At 44.4% G+C, this 15564-nt stretch carries 15 protein-coding genes and 1 pseudogene; 5 read left to right on the top strand and 11 right to left on the bottom strand.

Features of this window, described 5'->3' with window-relative positions; all coding sequences use genetic code 11:
• Nucleotides 1-195: 195 nt before the first annotated feature.
• The 3 genes from ADA01nite_RS16590 to ADA01nite_RS16580 form a co-directional block, all read right to left on the bottom strand.
• A complete protein-coding gene (locus tag ADA01nite_RS16590) occupies nucleotides 196-627 on the bottom strand; it encodes a hypothetical protein (RefSeq protein ID WP_146811386.1) in 432 nt (143 codons plus the stop codon).
• A 2-nt stretch (nucleotides 628-629) separates the two neighbouring features.
• A complete protein-coding gene (locus ADA01nite_RS16585) occupies nucleotides 630-1124 on the bottom strand; it encodes a hypothetical protein (protein WP_146811385.1) in 495 nt (164 codons plus the stop codon).
• A gap of 401 nt (nucleotides 1125-1525) precedes the next feature.
• A complete protein-coding gene (locus ADA01nite_RS16580) occupies nucleotides 1526-2236 on the bottom strand; it encodes a polysaccharide deacetylase family protein (RefSeq protein ID WP_146811384.1) in 711 nt (236 codons plus the stop codon).
• Nucleotides 2237-2488: 252 nt separating this feature from the next.
• Between ADA01nite_RS16580 and lexA the strand changes: the two are divergent.
• Nucleotides 2489-2801 (top strand): annotated as a pseudogene (gene lexA / locus ADA01nite_RS16575) (transcriptional repressor LexA); the annotation flags it as partial.
• A gap of 106 nt (nucleotides 2802-2907) precedes the next feature.
• Nucleotides 2908-3246, top strand: a complete 339-nt coding sequence (locus ADA01nite_RS16570) for a hypothetical protein (protein WP_146811383.1) — start codon at nucleotides 2908-2910, stop codon at nucleotides 3244-3246.
• Between the two features lie 298 nt (nucleotides 3247-3544).
• On the opposite strand, the gene ADA01nite_RS16565 is transcribed toward ADA01nite_RS16570, so the two are convergent.
• From ADA01nite_RS16565 to modA, 3 genes are read right to left on the bottom strand one after another with little or no spacing between them, the layout of a single operon-like run.
• Nucleotides 3545-4183: an ATP-binding cassette domain-containing protein gene (locus tag ADA01nite_RS16565; protein WP_146811382.1), complete on the bottom strand. Its 639-nt coding sequence runs from the start codon at nucleotides 4181-4183 to the stop codon at nucleotides 3545-3547.
• A 15-nt stretch (nucleotides 4184-4198) separates the two neighbouring features.
• Nucleotides 4199-4888: a molybdate ABC transporter permease subunit gene (gene modB, locus ADA01nite_RS16560; protein WP_371863570.1), complete on the bottom strand. Its 690-nt coding sequence runs from the start codon at nucleotides 4886-4888 to the stop codon at nucleotides 4199-4201.
• A 20-nt stretch (nucleotides 4889-4908) separates the two neighbouring features.
• Nucleotides 4909-5700, bottom strand: coding sequence for a molybdate ABC transporter substrate-binding protein (modA, locus tag ADA01nite_RS16555; protein ID WP_146811381.1), 792 nt, complete (start codon nucleotides 5698-5700; stop codon nucleotides 4909-4911).
• Nucleotides 5701-5823: 123 nt separating this feature from the next.
• Here modA and ADA01nite_RS16550 point away from each other — a divergent pair, with 123 nt between their 5' ends.
• Entirely contained in the window at nucleotides 5824-6783 is a 960-nt protein-coding gene (locus ADA01nite_RS16550; protein WP_146811380.1) for a substrate-binding domain-containing protein, read from the top strand.
• Nucleotides 6784-6862: 79 nt separating this feature from the next.
• Here the strand turns inward: ADA01nite_RS16550 and ADA01nite_RS16545 are convergent, their stop codons facing one another.
• A complete protein-coding gene (locus ADA01nite_RS16545; RefSeq protein ID WP_146811379.1) occupies nucleotides 6863-8998 on the bottom strand; it encodes a peptidoglycan D,D-transpeptidase FtsI family protein in 2136 nt (711 codons plus the stop codon).
• 116 nt (nucleotides 8999-9114) lie between these two features.
• Complete coding sequence (locus tag ADA01nite_RS16540) at nucleotides 9115-9471, bottom strand: glycosyltransferase family protein (RefSeq protein ID WP_146811378.1); 357 nt, start codon at nucleotides 9469-9471, stop codon at nucleotides 9115-9117.
• A 180-nt stretch (nucleotides 9472-9651) separates the two neighbouring features.
• On the opposite strand from ADA01nite_RS16540, the gene ADA01nite_RS16535 reads away from it, so the two are divergent.
• The gene (locus ADA01nite_RS16535; protein WP_170230335.1) at nucleotides 9652-10905 is read left to right on the top strand and encodes an O-antigen ligase family protein; all 1254 of its coding nucleotides are present in this window, start codon (nucleotides 9652-9654) and stop codon (nucleotides 10903-10905) included.
• Between the two features lie 163 nt (nucleotides 10906-11068).
• Here the strand turns inward: ADA01nite_RS16535 and ADA01nite_RS16530 are convergent, their stop codons facing one another.
• Nucleotides 11069-11932, bottom strand: a complete 864-nt coding sequence (locus ADA01nite_RS16530; RefSeq protein ID WP_146811376.1) for a DUF421 domain-containing protein — start codon at nucleotides 11930-11932, stop codon at nucleotides 11069-11071.
• 95 nt (nucleotides 11933-12027) lie between these two features.
• Between ADA01nite_RS16530 and ADA01nite_RS16525 the strand changes: the two genes are divergently transcribed.
• Entirely contained in the window at nucleotides 12028-12405 is a 378-nt protein-coding gene (locus ADA01nite_RS16525) for a DUF4363 family protein (protein WP_146811375.1), read from the top strand.
• A 44-nt stretch (nucleotides 12406-12449) separates the two neighbouring features.
• Here ADA01nite_RS16525 and ADA01nite_RS16520 read toward each other — a convergent pair whose 3' ends face one another.
• Both ADA01nite_RS16520 and ADA01nite_RS16515 read right to left on the bottom strand, forming a co-directional pair.
• Nucleotides 12450-13655, bottom strand: a complete 1206-nt coding sequence (locus ADA01nite_RS16520) for a trans-sulfuration enzyme family protein (RefSeq protein ID WP_146811374.1) — start codon at nucleotides 13653-13655, stop codon at nucleotides 12450-12452.
• Between the two features lie 332 nt (nucleotides 13656-13987).
• Nucleotides 13988-15034 (bottom strand): aliphatic amidase, encoded by a 1047-nt coding sequence (locus ADA01nite_RS16515; RefSeq protein ID WP_146811373.1) that lies wholly within the window; start codon nucleotides 15032-15034, stop codon nucleotides 13988-13990.
• Nucleotides 15035-15564: the final 530 nt, after the last annotated feature.

Genomic DNA, 15564 nt, shown 5'->3' with positions numbered 1-15564 from the left:
CCTTCTCAGTGCATAGGTTCTTTTTTAGTGTCTACTTTTAGGGTTACAGTTCAATTTATCCTCGATGGGGTAAGAAATATTACAATACTTTATTGTTATATACTGATTCACGATAGTTGCCAACTATTCACTTGATTAGTTTATATATTTACTCCATATCCCAAACAACTAAACTGTTTGACCTTAAATATTGAATTACCAATTGCCTCTTTCAAAATCTTCGTTATCAATTTCTTTAATATATACCGAAATCCATAACACCGTATGCTCCACGGGGTCAGTTTCAATATATATTCCTTTTGGGCTACAATAGACTTCTTCAAAATCATCGTAAATGAAGCTTGGTTCTCTTTCTAATACCTCATCAATGTGCATTCCAATACATAATTCTCCAAACAACTTTCCTTTATAGTTTTTCAAAGCAGTAATCTTAAACAACTTACCATTTATTATATTAAACCATAAATCGACTGAATCCTTTATTTCATATCTTATCAAAAACTTTCCTAGTAGTTTAGGCGCTTCTTTCGATTGTTCTAAAATACCATAAAATTCACTAATATGGCTATATAGTTTAATACCTCCCATTCCTTCCCAAGGAACAATAGGTGCATTCAATTGTACCATTTTTATTTCCCTCCTGTGAATATAATTTTTGCCTTTTCTGCTCCATCAGTTTTGTAAGTACTTTTGACTCCATTCACAATCTTAATAATGCCTTGGTCACTTGTACTTATTTTTACATAAGGGTTTTCTCCATGTCTTCCGCCACCAGGCGAAACCTGAACTTGAGTTATGTTCCTTCCATTCCCATGATTATTAATTTTAATAATTTCCGCTCCTGAACGGGACTTTTTGGAAGTTTGAATCATAACATCATATCCAACTTTTTTTAACATCTCCGCAATTTCATTAGCTGATTTACCACTAAAAACATGGGGATTTGATTCTATTGCTTCGATAGTTATTCTACCACTTTTAAATATAGAATTACCTGTACCATTGGAAGACGAGTTCGGTTTATTACCATTGGAATTCATGTTAAGCTGATTCGAATTTCTAGCTTTGTTTGAATTAGGGAGTTTTCTAGGGAATAAAGGATCAATTCCTCCATTTACACGCATAAATTCGTCGGTGTGTACTAAAGTTTTATGAATTAGCCGAGAACACTCGTGACCTCAGTCATGAGTGTTCTCGGCTTCGGACAAGGGAAGGTTTTAGCCTTCTCGCAAGTCCGACTGTATGGTATAATATATTTGTACAGATTGCTCATTGAAAACTGAATGTATGGGGTTGTGACAGGAAATCGGTCTGTCACGTAAAACATTCAACCTTCACACGCCACGCTGACCGAAAAGCGAAAACCAAGCAGTACGTCAGCGTGCCGAGTCCAACGTACAAGGTTTGTAACAACCGCAGGAACTGCGGGGATAGCTTGGTGGTACATCATGTACTAATTCTGTTCAGTAGAACGGACTAACCAAGAATCTCGTGGCTTTAGCCATGAGAGGTTCAAAAAGAAATATTAAAAAGATTTCCCTAATTTCTGTAACTCATTTACCGTTACAAACTCGTAACCTTCTTCAGACAAACGTTTTAATATCCCTTCAATTACTTTTAGTTCATTCCCTGTATTATCATACATTGGATGTAATAAAATGATAGACCCAGGTTTTACATTTTTATTTGCATAATTCACTTTGTCGGAAACAGAGGTATAATAGGTGTCTGGTTCAAGATTCCAAGTAACAGTTTGTATATTATGTGTTTTTAAATAATAGGGTAATCCAATAAGTTTTTTGCCATTTGGTGGACGAAAATCAATTTCTCCCTTAAAACCTGTTTTACGAATCAATTGGTTGGTTTTTTCTATTTCCTGCTTGATAAAAGAAGTGCTTTTGAAAATCATTCGCTTATGAGAATATGTATGATTTCCTATTTGATGCCCTGCTTCTGCTATTTTTTGCCCTTCCTTAAGGTTTTTCTCCAGCTCATTTCCAATTAAGAAAAAGGTGGCTTTTGCATTATATTTATCCAAAAGGGTTAATATTTGCTCTACATTTTTTGAAGGACCGTCATCAAATGTTAACGCCACTACTTTTTTATTCGTTTCTACATGACTGGTTAATTCTCCAAATAACTGGTATGTTCTCGAATTCATTAATTTATATGTACTGAACAATAGAAGGGAAAATGCTAGTAGCACTATACAAAATATGACTATTCTTTTTTTCATTCATTTACCTCTAATCTTACTTGAATAGACTTTATACTCTTTAATCATCACTCATTATATCAAACTAATATAAGAACGGGTAATTCTTATTCCACTAATCTGCTCGTTAGATTAATAAGAAAATTAACAATGATATTAATAAAGCCTATTTATTAGTCTAAAAATAAATATAAAAATTTCTGTTGTAAATCGAATGTATGTTCTTGCGTAATTCTAAATAAGATCGTACGTTCTTGTTTAGAAGGTGATGGGATGAAGAAACTTTCCAGCAGACAGCTTACCATTCTTGATTTCATCAAGAAGGAAGTCAAAGCGAAGGGATATCCGCCATCCGTTCGTGAAATTGGCGAAGCAGTAGGGTTAGCTTCAAGCTCTACGGTGCATGGCCATTTAGCTCGCCTTGATAAAGAAGGGACTTATTCGCCGTGATCCAACTAAACCTCGCGCGATTGAGATTTTAGACGGCGAATCAAAAAGCAATATATCTGTTCTTGAAAAAGTGAAGATGGTTAGGGTTCCGGTCGTGGGTAAAGTGACAGCTGGTTTGCCGATTACAGCTATAGAATATGACAGTTTACGTGCATCAAAATTCAATGTTTAGAATAACTTTCGATACTTTAAGAAGAGAATGGGGCTTTATGGTAAAATCATTATAAGGGAGGATTAAATGAATGAATAAGATAGATATTGCAATGACGATATATGTGATTTTTATGATGATAGCTACATCTATAAGCGTTAAGTATGGTTCCACTATGATTAAGAAAACAGGATTATTTCTGCCACAAACCCTTATTGCGGGGACTATTAACTTAGCATTAGGTGTATTTGGAATAACGGGATGGTTCTTTTTCTCTTGGAAAGTTAACGAGTTTTTATTTTTTGGAGGGTTAGTTTTAGGCTTAGGTTTATTGGTTGTAGGCGAGGTTGTTTTGCTTACAGTTTTATTTCTAAAGCGTAAAAAATGGATGCAAATATACAATGATAGCTTAAATGGGAGTAGTAGTTGAAAAAAGAACCTATGCACTGAGAATGAACTGTAACCCAAATAATGGACACTTTAAAATAAGTCCGTTATTCGGATTACAGTTCACGACAATAGGAAATCATTTTTTATTTACAAAATCAGTTGATTTATATTCCAAAACCCGATTCCCGGATCAAGTTCCAACGCCTCGTTATGCAGCGCTTGCTCATTCTCATTCTTTGCCTCTGCTTTTCGATTCTTCTGCCCCATTTGACCTTCCCTCACTATCTCATCCAAATTGCTCCCTGTATCAGGACTTCTTATTGTTTGCCTATTTCGTTTCATTTATCTACGATTTTGCCTTGGTTTATCGTAAGAATTCTGTTCCCCAGCTTTTCCGCTTCCTTCTCATCGTGGGTAACGAGAAGGACAGGAATCTGCCAGAGGCGGTGAAGCTCCAGCAGCTCATCCTGGCACTGCTGCCTGGTTTTTGCATCAAGCGCCGAAAGCGGTTCATCAAGCAGCAGCAGCTCCGGTTTGCCTGCGAGTGCCCGTGCCAGTGCGACCCGCTGCTTCTCCCCTCCCGATATTTGATGCGGATATTTGGGAAGCAAGTGCCGAATGCCAAGAACCGTAAGCAATTGGACAACGAAAGCGGACGAGACCGCCTCCCGTTCCTTTTTTACCCCGTATAAAATATTTTTCTCAACCGTCATGTGAGGAAAAAGAGCATAGTCCTGAAAAAGATAACCCAGCTTCCGCTTTCTGGTCGGGAGCGGCTTTTGGCCCGTTTCAAAAAAGATGGTGTCGTTTAAGCGAATCGTTCCCGAATCCGGTTGAATAAGTCCGGCTACACTGTTCAATATGGTCGTCTTTCCGGCCCCTGACGGCCCGAACAGCACCACAATCTCTTTTTGAACGGTAAAATCTACGTCAAGCTGAAAGTAAGGCAGCTTTTTCTGTATAGTAACGGCAAGCATATCACTACCCCCGTCTTATTCGTCCTGCCGGGAAAACCGGCGCATGTTTTTTCGTCCCCACCAGTTCAGCCACATCATGGCGCTGAATCCGAGCGCAACGATGATAACCACCCAGATGGTTGCCTTCTCCATCTGTCCCGCCTCGGCGGCAAAGTAAATAGCAATGGGCAAAGTGTCCGTCTTGCCTGGAATATAGCCGGCAATCATCAGCGTGGCGCCGAATTCGCCAAGCGCCCTCGCGAATGAAAGAACGAGACCCGCAAGAATTCCCGGCCAGGCGAGCGGAAATGAGATGGTCCAGAAAACCCGCCATTCCGAGGCCCCCATCGTGCGGGCGGCTTGTTCAAGCTTCTCGTCCAGCGTTTGAAAAGCGGCAGCGGCAGCCTGGTACATCAGCGGAAACGAAACGACCACCGATGCGATGACTGCCCCTATCCACGTAAATACCACCTGAACATCAAACCATTCTGCCAATAAACGGCCGATCCATCCGTTTTTCCCGAATAATACGAGCAAGCCGAATCCTACCACGGTAGGAGGCAGAACGAGCGGAAGCAAAAACAGCGACTCGATTACGCTTTTGCCCGGAAAACTTCGGCGTCCGAGCCAAAAGGCCGTGCCCACGCCCGCAACAAATACAATCAGCGTAGCAATCCCGGCCACCTTCATCGACAAAAACAGCGGATGAAAGCTCACGTCTGTCACGTTGTATTCACCGACTCTCTCTATTTAAACCCGTACTTTCGCAATATTTTCTGTCCCTCTTCGCTTTTGAGGTACGCAAGGAACTGTCTGGCTTCTTCCGGATGCTTTGAGTCTGTCGTAACTGCACCCGGATATACGATAGGGTTGTGCCATTCCGGCTTGGCCGTCGCCAGCACCTTAACTTTTTGCGAAGTTTTAGCGTCACTCGCATATACCACACCCGCATCCGCGTTCCCTGACTCCACATACGTAAGCACCTGACGAACGTCCTTGCCCAGCACGAGCTTGTCCTGCACTTTTTCCCACATGCCGAACTTCTCGAGCGTCTCCTTCGTGTAGCGGCCAGCAGGCACGCTTTCCGGTTCCCCGACGGCTATATTCTTCAGCAGTTCCGGCTTGATGTCTTCAAAGGTACCCACCTGTAGCGGACTGCTTTTTGGAACAATAAGCACAAGCTCATTTCTGGCAAAATCGGCACGCGAATCTTTTTGGATCGCATTTTTCTCCTGCAGCCTGTCCATATCTTTCTTGCTTGCTGACAGAAATACATCGGCGGGCGCCCCCTGCTCAATTTGCCCGGCGAGTTTGCCGGAACTGCCAAAACTGTATGTAACCGAAATTCCGTTATGTTTTTTCTCAAATGCTGTTTTTACTTCATTCAGCGCATCGGTCAAGCTGGCTGCCGCCAGCACGTTTATTTCTTTTGGGACATTGGAGGGATTGCCTTCTTCTTGATTGGAGCCGCTCCCGCACCCGACCAGAGCAAAAATAACGACTACTGCGGCTAATAATAAACTAATTGATTTACGCATTTTTCTTCCCTCCCACATGGTAAAATATTGAATTCTTTTATAGTTAGATATATTTAATTATAATTAAATATATCTAACTATAAAAGAAGAAATCATCTGTTTATATCTCTACGGAGGACTATTATGAACGACATCTCTTATACAACCGAAGAAATCGCAAGCATTTTGAAAGTATCGAAGCTAACCGTATATGATCTCATCAAAAAAGGGGAGCTTGCGGCCTACCGTGTCGGCAGACAAATGCGAATCGATGCCAAAGATTTGGAAGCCTACAAAGCCAGAACCAAAAAAGGAGCCTATGCGTCGCCGCAAGCCGCTCCCGCACCACCCGCATTTTCCCCTGTTAGCCAGACACCGTCTGTTCCGGCAGGACAGGCAAGGTCAATTGTTATTAGCGGACAGGACATCAGCCTTGACATATTAGCAAAACATATGGAAAAGCCGCAGACTACGTATCGACTGCTCCGCTCCTATATGGGCAGCCTCAATGGTTTGATATCGATGTACAGGGGAGAAGCGGATATCGTGAGCACCCATCTCTGGGACGGGGACAGCGGTGAGTACAACATCCCCTATATTCAGAAAATCCTCGTAGGGCACCGCTATCTCGTCGTCAATCTTCTATCACGCTGGGTCGGATTTTATGTAGAAAAAGGAAACCCCAAGCACATTGAACAGTGGACAGACATAAATAAACCGGGTATCCGGTTCGTCAATCGGGAGAAAGGAGCGGGTGCCCGCGTGCTGCTTGATGAGCAGTTGCGCCTTCACCAGCTTCTTCCCGGGACGATCCATGGATACGAGAGAGAGGAGACAAATCATTTAGGCGTAGCCGGAGCGATTGCCAGCGGCGAAGCGGATGTGGGTCTCGGCATCGAAAAAGCTGCCTATATCGTAGGAATCGATTTCGTTCCGCTCATCAAAGAGCGCTACGATTTGGTCGTATTAAAGTCTGAGTCCAATCAACCATTATGTGATTTGCTCCTCAGCACCCTGCGTTCTTCTTCGTTTCAGCATAAACTTAATGCCATCGGCGGATATGATTTATCGTTAACAGGAAAAATCGTATACGAAACGCCATAAACACTGCCGTATTCGCTTTGCCTGGCAGCAAGCGTTATGGGACACACAAAAGCCGTTCTTCAAAGGAAGCGCCCTGCTCCTACCTTTGAGAACGGCTCTCTTTCTGCACCTGCTCTCCTGCGCCCGCTTTCTTCTCTTTCTTCGCATCGATGCCACCCGGTACGGCGGTAGCCGGATTATACGGTTTGTCCGTAGGTCCAAGCCCGATATATTTTTCGTATATGTCATATACGGCCCGGGCAACCTGGCCGGCCGATCCGCTCCCATAGCCCCCTTCCGGGACAACGACAGCCACGGCCAGCTTCGGATTGTCCGCCGGAGCGAACGAAATGAACACACCGTTATTAATTTCCCTGTATTTATGCCAATTTACCTTTTTTGAAAAATCGATGGAATCCGGGACATAAATGTCCTGCTGGGAGGTCCCCGTTTTTGCGGCCACGCTGTACGGGAATCCGGCAAACACGCGATTGGCCGTACCGCCCGGCTGCGTTACCATCACCATGCCCCGGTGCACGATGTTCCAATAGGAATCCGGCACATCAAGCTTGTTTAAGACTTCAGGTTTAAGCGCACGAATCGTTTTACCCTTGCTATCCACGATGCGATCAACGACTTGCGGTTTCAATCGGACGCCTTTGTTGGCGATGGTGGCCGCATACTGGGCCAACTGCATCGTCGTATAGCGCCCCTGCTGGCCAAACGAGGATTGTACCATGGCGGCCAGCGGGCCATACTTCTTGTTCATCGTCAAAAAGTCTTCGCCCCCGGATGATTCTCCCGGCAAATCGACGCCCGTTTTTACCCCGAGTCCGAAGGCATGCAAATATTTCTGCAACACCGGTACGGAGTTCTTTTTATGCTTTCTGCTTAGCTGATGTCCGACATACGCCATGTACGTATTGGACGATTTTTGAATCGCAATCTGCGGATTAAGCGACCCGTAGTTGTGGCCGCTATCGTTGCGAATCACGTCTGATGCGCCGCCATAACGGTATGCGCCCGGATCGGACCAGTATTGTCCAGGGTAAATGACTCCCTCGGCCAATCCCATTAATACAGTGCTTGGCTTAACTACAGAGCCTGCCGGCACAATCGAAGCAGGATGCTTATAATTTTCCATGACCGCAGCATTGCCCGTTTTCGGACGCACATCATGCGGCGCGCTGCGGATGGTACCGTTTGTAAAAGAAAACTGATTTTTTTCGTACGTCTTAAGGTCCGGCCCGGCAGCCCAAATGTTGGGGTCATATTCCGGATAGCTGACCATGGCAACAATTTTGCCCGTTTTTACTTCCATGGCAACCACATACACATTTTTTGCGCTGCCTACGTTTTTTCCTGTGGCGCGAAGTTTGGGCAGAAAATTTTTGATGAACATGCTTGTCTCCAGTTGAACGCGCTGATCAACACTTAAATACAGGTTATTGCCCGGTTTAGGCGGCACTTCCGCAATCTGGCGAACAATCGATTGATCGGCGGCCACCTGATATATGCGGTAGCCATTCTCTCCACGCAACTCTTCTTCGTAACTGCGTTCAATTCCATCGTAGCCCACCATCTGATTTGGAAGATAGAAATCTTTCTGTTGACGATAGAATTCGATACCCTGGTTATCGGCCACGTTGAAAGGACGGACATACCCTACGGCCTGTACAGCGACTTGTTTTTTGTCATATTCACGAATCGGCTTTGTGACGACCGTAACGCCCTTTAGCTCGGTACGATGCTCCGCCAGGTAGGCAATCTCCTGCTGCGTTAAGTCATACTTTAAGTCTTTCTCGAGAAACTTTGAGGTCATGCGCGGGACTTTAACGACCTGGCCGTTTTTATACTGCAGCCCCACATCCATTTTCTCGAGCAGGCCTTCCTTAGTCGTACCGGACAAAGTTTTCTCAAGCTTGGTCGCAACCGCAATAAAATGCTCCTTGTCCATATCGTCCTGCTCCCGAAATACGGCGGCGAACGAGCCTCGGCTGTGGACGATTAAATTTCCGTTTCGATCGTAAATATTGCCGCGCATGGCGGGAATGGCTACCTTCTGATCGGATTTTCGGGATGCCTTGACCGTATACTCCTCTCCTTTTACGACCTGGATATAGGATAGGCGGAAGATAATGAGCGCAAATACCAAAAATATGAGAATCAACAAAAAATTCAGGCGCCGAAAGATTTGCTTTGCCCGTTCATTTTCTCTCTCTTCATGCTTAAACACGGCCCACGCCCCCACTTCATTCTTCAAAAAACCACAGTCGAATCCTCTATACTCATAACGTAAAAATCCATGAAAAAGTTTCCTGTTTTTACAATTTTATTTTGTTGAGCCTACTATCACGGTAAAAAGAATCCGCTTTCTCTTTTCACTTCGATAAGGTTCAGCACCGATTTGGCCGTCGCCAGCGGATCCATCGTTTGCCGAAACTGAGTCATATTTTGTATAAGAAAAGCTGCACCCTGCGGACCTTCCAGCAGTTTGCGCATCCACTCATCAATCTCCTCTTCTGTATCGATGCGAACGGCCAGCTTGCGGCTTGTCAAAAAATCGCTGTTGCCTTCTTCGTGCCCCGGCAAAGGCCGGTAAATAAACAGCGGAAGCTTTTTTGCCAGCGCTTCAAAACAAGTTAGTCCGCCCGCTTTCGTATGGCCTGCTCCCACCGCTTCCGACAAAATAAGCACTTTTTTATTCAATGATAACTCCTCCGTGATACAAATACGTGTATCCTTGCTCTCTATTATTTATTTGTCGACGTCCGCTTTTTCTTTTATACATGGACACAACCGCGCGCACGTTTATTCTCCGTAAAAAATACCCACAATGAGAAACAGTATGCTTCATAATATATGCACGTACAAGGAGATAAAACCATAATGGCAAAAAAACGGGTTTCATTTCTTGAATGGGGAATTCTGCTTCTCTTTTTTCTGCCTGCTGCAGGCATTGTATGGGTTATCGGGGCAGGAATATATCATGTGGGCCATCGACTCCTGCACAGGCAACCACTCTTCCTGCGGCAGCCTGCTCCTTTCTTCTTTTTAACACTTATTTTTGCCTCGATTGGAGCCTGTATACAATCGGGGAAACCGATTTATCTTCTCGTCCCGATTATGATACTTGGGTATCTGGGTGTATATCTGTATACAAGAGAAGAAGATACGGCCTGGAAATCACAAAACTTCAGACATATCCTCATAGTAGGAAGCCTTTATATGGCTATAGTGGGGCAAATCCAATTACACAAAGGATATGTGTACGGGGGAAACTGGTGGCTTGGTATTCTGACAGGCATGGCTCCATTAGGGTTAGAAGAATCGGGGCGGTTGTTTGGCAGTGCATACAATCCTAATTTTACCGCCTTTATCTTACTGTTGGGTCTGGCAAGCCTGATTGCTAACATACTTCAAACAATCAAAAGCGAGAAAAAACAAAGCTTATTCTTCTTTCTATACATCGGGCTTATGTTCCCGATTATGCTTGCCATTGTACAAACCGGCTCTCGCACAGGCGTGGCGATTATGGTTCTTTTACTCACTTTGTTTGCATGGAAAGTAAGCCGGCTGGTAGCCATCACACTCGGAACCGTTTCCTGTATTCTTTTGGCATATACCGGGACCTTCTCAAGCATAATTCCGCGTTTTGATAGTATGGTACAATCATTCGAAACGAGACAGACTATCTGGAAATACAGCATCCAGGTGTGGAACAACTCACCGTTTTTTGGTGTAACGCCTCTTGGGTTTCAACAAGCTTATGCCGCATTTGAGAAGACGGGAATTACTCATGCGCATAATCTGTTTCTCGGCTTCTTTTGCGAATACGGAGTTATCGGAGGTACAGCGTTTCTCCTTTTTACAGGTTCGTATTTGTATAAAGGAATAAAGTTGTTTGTCATTTCAAAATGGAAAGAACAGCAAATGGCATTCTTCTTCTTTACACTGCCTGTTCTGCCGCTCACCGGTATACTTGATCACCCGCTCATCTCGCCGCAGACAGCTTTGATAGCCATCATGCTGCTCGGAAGCTGGGAACGCGCGATACCAGCGGTTCAACACGACAGTATCCCAAATTCGTTTCAGAAAAGTTTACTATGTAAAAAACAAGCCGAAGCTGCCTCAATAAAGTAGTCAAATCGTCCAAATAACTCCTCGTTACACGCCATTATAAAGACTCCTGTATTCTTGGCCGGGTACAGGAGTCTTATTACGGCGGTCTGCCAGTCACCTGCATTTATCGGTATATGCCTGTGTCGGAAAAAACGTGCAGAGGTCCCTTTTTTGCATCATCCGCCTATTCTTTTAAATACGGAGCCAGCGAGTTTACGACCGTTTCCAACTGTTTGGCTTGCTGCTGGTACATCGCTTTTGCCGCCGGATCGTTTGTATCCAAAGCAAACAACTCCAAATCGGCCTGAACTTTTTTAAGAGAGGCTTCAAGCAACGGCTTTTGCTTTGCCTGGGGTTGGGTCATTTTATCATAATAAAAATCGATGTATACATTGCCGGTAGAGTCGATTTGGGCAAGGAAAACCTGTTCGAAGCTTGTGCCCCCCTGCTTCATTATCTCCCCCAGTAACCATTCTCTCGAATATCCAAGAGATGACAGCGTCGCATCTATAACATTTCCGTCGACAATAACAGTACCCGGTGATTTGTGCTGCTCTGTTAACATTCCTAACAGTTTCGGCGTAACAGGTTCTGCATCCGATTTTTTCAGCACACTGATTTCTCCGTTCGTTTCCATCACTGCCATCTCGACATCCGAAAGCCGGAACGTGTTTTTAGCCCGCAGGCTAAGCATCAACTCGTCAACCGTCATACGTTCTTTTTTCATGTTTTCTTCAAGAATTTTTCCATCCCGAATCAATACGGTGGGTTCTCCGTCCATCAGGTGCCGCAGCTTATTCGATTTTAATTCCGTATAGCTCAACAGCATGGGAAGGGCTCCCCATATGATCAGTCCGATAATCCCATTAATGATCATAATGTTTTGATCGATTGCTAGCGCGGCAGCAATCGATCCAATGGTAATACCCACAACATAGTCAAAAAACGTAAGCTGGGAAAGCTGTTTCTTCCCCATTAACCTTGCCAGTAACAGAAGTAAAACAAAAGAAAGCAAAGAGCGAATAAGTATGAGAAGATATTCCGGCATTAAAATCCCCCATTCCGAATCTTTATGCTGTTAGTATTGTGGTTTTTGGGAAAAAATAAACCGGTAATATACTTCGGGTTCAGGGAGGCGTTTTTATGCATCAACTCATGCCAGTAGGCCGGGCTGTATCATACGGAATTGTCATCATTTTATTGATGGTATGCGGATTTGCTTCTCCTGCAAGCGCAGCGAAAAAAATAGACCAAAATCCTTTGTTCCAGAAGACCACACGGGTTGAAACGCTGGTGGATCAGCAGCAGTGGCAAGAAGCTTCCGTAGAGGCCAATGCATTATCGGAATTATATAAAAAACAAAAATGGAAGTTACAACTGCTGGGAGATGAGGCAGAATATGAGGAATTGGAAGTCCAAATCATGAGACTTAAGGCGGCGGTAAATGAGAAGGCACAAGTCGAAAGCAAAATAACCGCTGCACACATCAAAGACATAATAAACCAGATTTATTCCATGTGAGCCGCCGGCTATAAAGGAAATACTGAAAAAACCCTGCAAGTGGTTTATACCACTTGCAGGGCTTGCAATACGTCCGCTTTCAGGTCATCGATATGTTCGATGCCGACCGAGTAGCGCACGAAATTGGACGGAATCCCGGCTGTTCGCATTTGCTCCTCGTTCATTACCCCTTCCCACATCGCCGCTGTATGTACCACCAGTGAATCGATCCCGCCCAGGCTGACTGCGTTAGGCGACAGTTTCAGTGCGGAAACGAAGCGCTGCGTTGCATCATAACCACCTTTGATTGCAAAAGCGATCACCGCGCCGAACCCGCGCATCTGGCGTTTCGCCAGCTCGTGTTGCGGATGGCTGGCAAGACCGGGGTAATACACACGCTCAACCTGCGGCTGTGCCTCCAGGAACTCGGCCAAGGCGAGGGCGTTGGCGTTGATCCGTTCGATCCGCATCGGAAGCGTACGCAGACCACGCAATAGTAACCACGCATCCATCGGAGAGAGGACCGAGCCGATGGAAATATGTGTATGCCAAATACGTTCGGCTAACTCCTCGCTGGTGCAGATCACACCTGCTGTCAAATCATGGTGGCCGCCCAAATATTTAGTGGCGCTGTGAACGATGACGTCGGCGCCCAGGTCATGAGGGCGCTGATTGATCGGCGATGCAAACGTGTTGTCGGCCACGACGATGATGCCACGCGGGCGAGCCAATGCCGCCACGGCGGCCAAATCGGTCACCACTAAAGTCGGATTGGCCGGCGTCTCCACCATGATAAGCTTTGTATTGGGCCGAATAGCTTCAGCAAAAGCTGTGATATCGGCTTGCTCAACCACGGTCACTTCGACACCAAATCGCGGCAGCATCTCGTCCATGATTTTGGCGGTACTCATGTAATGCCGCGTCTGTGCAATCACATGGTCGCCTGCGCTGACCAGCGCCAGAAGGGTCGTAGCAATCGCCCCCATCCCGGAGCCGGTTACCAGTGCGGTTTCTGTGCCCTCAAGCTCAGCCATCACCTTCTTTACGCGCTCATGCACCGGATTGCCGTAACGCGTGTAATACCGGGGATGGCGGGGAGTTTCCGCCATGTCCGCGAATTCGGCGGCACTTTGTGCACGGAATGTGGCTGAGTAATAAATCGCCGGAGCCACCGTCCCATCGTTGGTTACCCAATCATCGGCGTGTACTACCAGGGTTTCGTTATGTAGTCCACTGAGATTCAGCTCTTCATGATTATAACGTTCGTTCATGCTCTCTCTCCTCTTTTGTTTGTGCTGGTCTCTTTTATCTTTCATTTCTTCAAAAAATATTCTCGGGCCAGATGTCAGTTCAAGCGATTTCCTGAAATTTTATACAACGCTAGTATATAATGTATAATTGTATATTATATTATATATTTTGAAATAAACATATAAAAAATCAACAATGAAAAGTTTGAAATGTTACGCTCTTACATTTTTTACTTTCGTCTCTGCACTAACTGCCAAAGTATAGCTTCTGTGGGGAACAGGGGCATGTGTGCTTGCGTAGTTCCCCGGTAAGAAATTCGCTGGTACGGGCATCGACATCACAGTATCCCCAATTACACACCGATTTCTTTAAGCTTGCCCTCATTCGGGATTCCCTCAATCGGGCATTCAGCTGTCCCTACGGTTTTCCGCGTGATTTTCTCTACATTTTCTCTTGCTTTTTCTGCATCCAGAACCCAAGTTCGATAGAAATCGAATGGACACTCGGCTACCCCGCGATCACCATCCCCTGAGTTTATTAAACCAGTATAGCCTCGATGCAAAAGCTTAAAGAGGTGATTCTGTGATTGTGCATTTTTTCTGAAATCACGAATCTGTGATACAGAGATTTCCGCATATTGTATTCCATTTTCTTCAGTCCCGCATTCTCCCAGCGTACGTCCGTCGAAACCAACAATTGCCGAATGGCCAAAGTAAGAGTAGACTCCATCAAAACCAGTAGCATTAGCTACAGCGACATACGTATTATTGGCCCAGGCCATCGCTTTAGCCATCATAATTTGCTGTTCTTTCGCCGGATACATATACCCTTGGGGCCGAACGATGAGCTCAGCTCCCTTCATGGCACAATCACGCCAAATTTCCGGATAATTTCCGTCATCGCAAACAATTAAGCTGATTTTAATACCTTTAGGCCCTTCGGTTACATAGGTCGTATCTCCAGGATACCAGCCTTCAATCGGAGTCCAAGGTATAATTTTTCTGTATTTCTGTACAATTTCCCCTTTATTATTAATAAGAACTAACGTGTTATAGGGAGCTTTGTTGGGATGATCTTCATGTTTTTCACCTGTAATGGAAAAGACTCCCCACGTGTTCGCTCTTTTGCATGCATCTGCAAAAATCTCCGTTTCTTCACCCGGGATGGAAGCAGCCGTCGCGAACATTTCGTCTGAATCGTACATAATTCCCATAGTGCTGTATTCCGGGAAAATAACCAGGTCCATTCCCGGCAGCCCTTGTTTCATCCCAATAACCATATCAGCAATATTTTTAGCATTGGCAATTACCTCTTGCTTGGTATGCAGGCGCGGCATTTTATAGTTTACAACGGCAACTCCAACTGTATCATGACTGCTAGAAATATCTCCATGTCTCATTTTTCATTTCTCCTCACTTTTTCTAATTTTTTGAAAATATTACTTTTGAACAGACTTACCCTTCCAATAATCCCCCCTTTCAAGCACCCTTAATCAAATGGTTAGATATTTTTTGATACTATCAACAGCAACGCCTTCTATTTCCCCTGATTTAACAATTTCCCCCTTTTCCATGATGTAGAATCGATCGGCAATATAAAAATATAATGATTGTTTATAAGTTATGATTATATTTTATGAGCATTTTTCTCTGCCGTCTTCTTCATTGTTATATTTCCTAACACTCTTTCTGTGAAAATCATGAAGGAAGAAGAGGGCAATCCCTTCTCTGTTTGGCCTGCTTATGCATTTCTATTAGCAAATACCATACCAAAAAACAACAACAATAATAGGTAATCTAATTCGACTTATTATGTTATAATAGTTGACACATTATATCTTCAAAACAGCCCTCGCTATGGTATCACTGTCAAAACGTGTAATGATAATGTAAAATTATTTAACATTTACAATTTCTATAGCTCGTACAA

This window comes from Aneurinibacillus danicus (assembly GCF_007991215.1).
GTDB classification, from domain to species: domain Bacteria; phylum Bacillota; class Bacilli; order Aneurinibacillales; family Aneurinibacillaceae; genus Aneurinibacillus; species Aneurinibacillus danicus.
Note: the sequence above shows the minus strand (reverse complement) of the source record. Positions and strands in the feature narration are given on the sequence as shown.

Excerpts from the sequence above, each read along its gene's own strand:
- ADA01nite_RS16515 (WP_146811373.1), bottom strand. The coding sequence starts at position 15,034 with ATGAGACATGGAGATATTTCTAGCAGTCATGATACAGTTGGAGTTGCC.
- modA (WP_146811381.1), bottom strand. The coding sequence starts at position 5,700 with ATGCGTAAATCAATTAGTTTATTATTAGCCGCAGTAGTCGTTATTTTT.
- ADA01nite_RS16550 (WP_146811380.1), top strand. The coding sequence starts at position 5,824 with ATGAACGACATCTCTTATACAACCGAAGAAATCGCAAGCATTTTGAAA.
- ADA01nite_RS16525 (WP_146811375.1), top strand. The coding sequence starts at position 12,028 with ATGCATCAACTCATGCCAGTAGGCCGGGCTGTATCATACGGAATTGTC.
- ADA01nite_RS16565 (WP_146811382.1), bottom strand. The coding sequence starts at position 4,183 with ATGCTTGCCGTTACTATACAGAAAAAGCTGCCTTACTTTCAGCTTGAC.
- ADA01nite_RS16585 (WP_146811385.1), bottom strand. The coding sequence starts at position 1,124 with ATGCGTGTAAATGGAGGAATTGATCCTTTATTCCCTAGAAAACTCCCT.
- ADA01nite_RS16535 (WP_170230335.1), top strand. The coding sequence starts at position 9,652 with ATGGCAAAAAAACGGGTTTCATTTCTTGAATGGGGAATTCTGCTTCTC.
- ADA01nite_RS16570 (WP_146811383.1), top strand. The coding sequence starts at position 2,908 with ATGAATAAGATAGATATTGCAATGACGATATATGTGATTTTTATGATG.
- ADA01nite_RS16520 (WP_146811374.1), bottom strand. The coding sequence starts at position 13,655 with ATGAACGAACGTTATAATCATGAAGAGCTGAATCTCAGTGGACTACAT.
- ADA01nite_RS16590 (WP_146811386.1), bottom strand. The coding sequence starts at position 627 with ATGGTACAATTGAATGCACCTATTGTTCCTTGGGAAGGAATGGGAGGT.
- ADA01nite_RS16530 (WP_146811376.1), bottom strand. The coding sequence starts at position 11,932 with ATGCCGGAATATCTTCTCATACTTATTCGCTCTTTGCTTTCTTTTGTT.
- ADA01nite_RS16580 (WP_146811384.1), bottom strand. The coding sequence starts at position 2,236 with ATGAAAAAAAGAATAGTCATATTTTGTATAGTGCTACTAGCATTTTCC.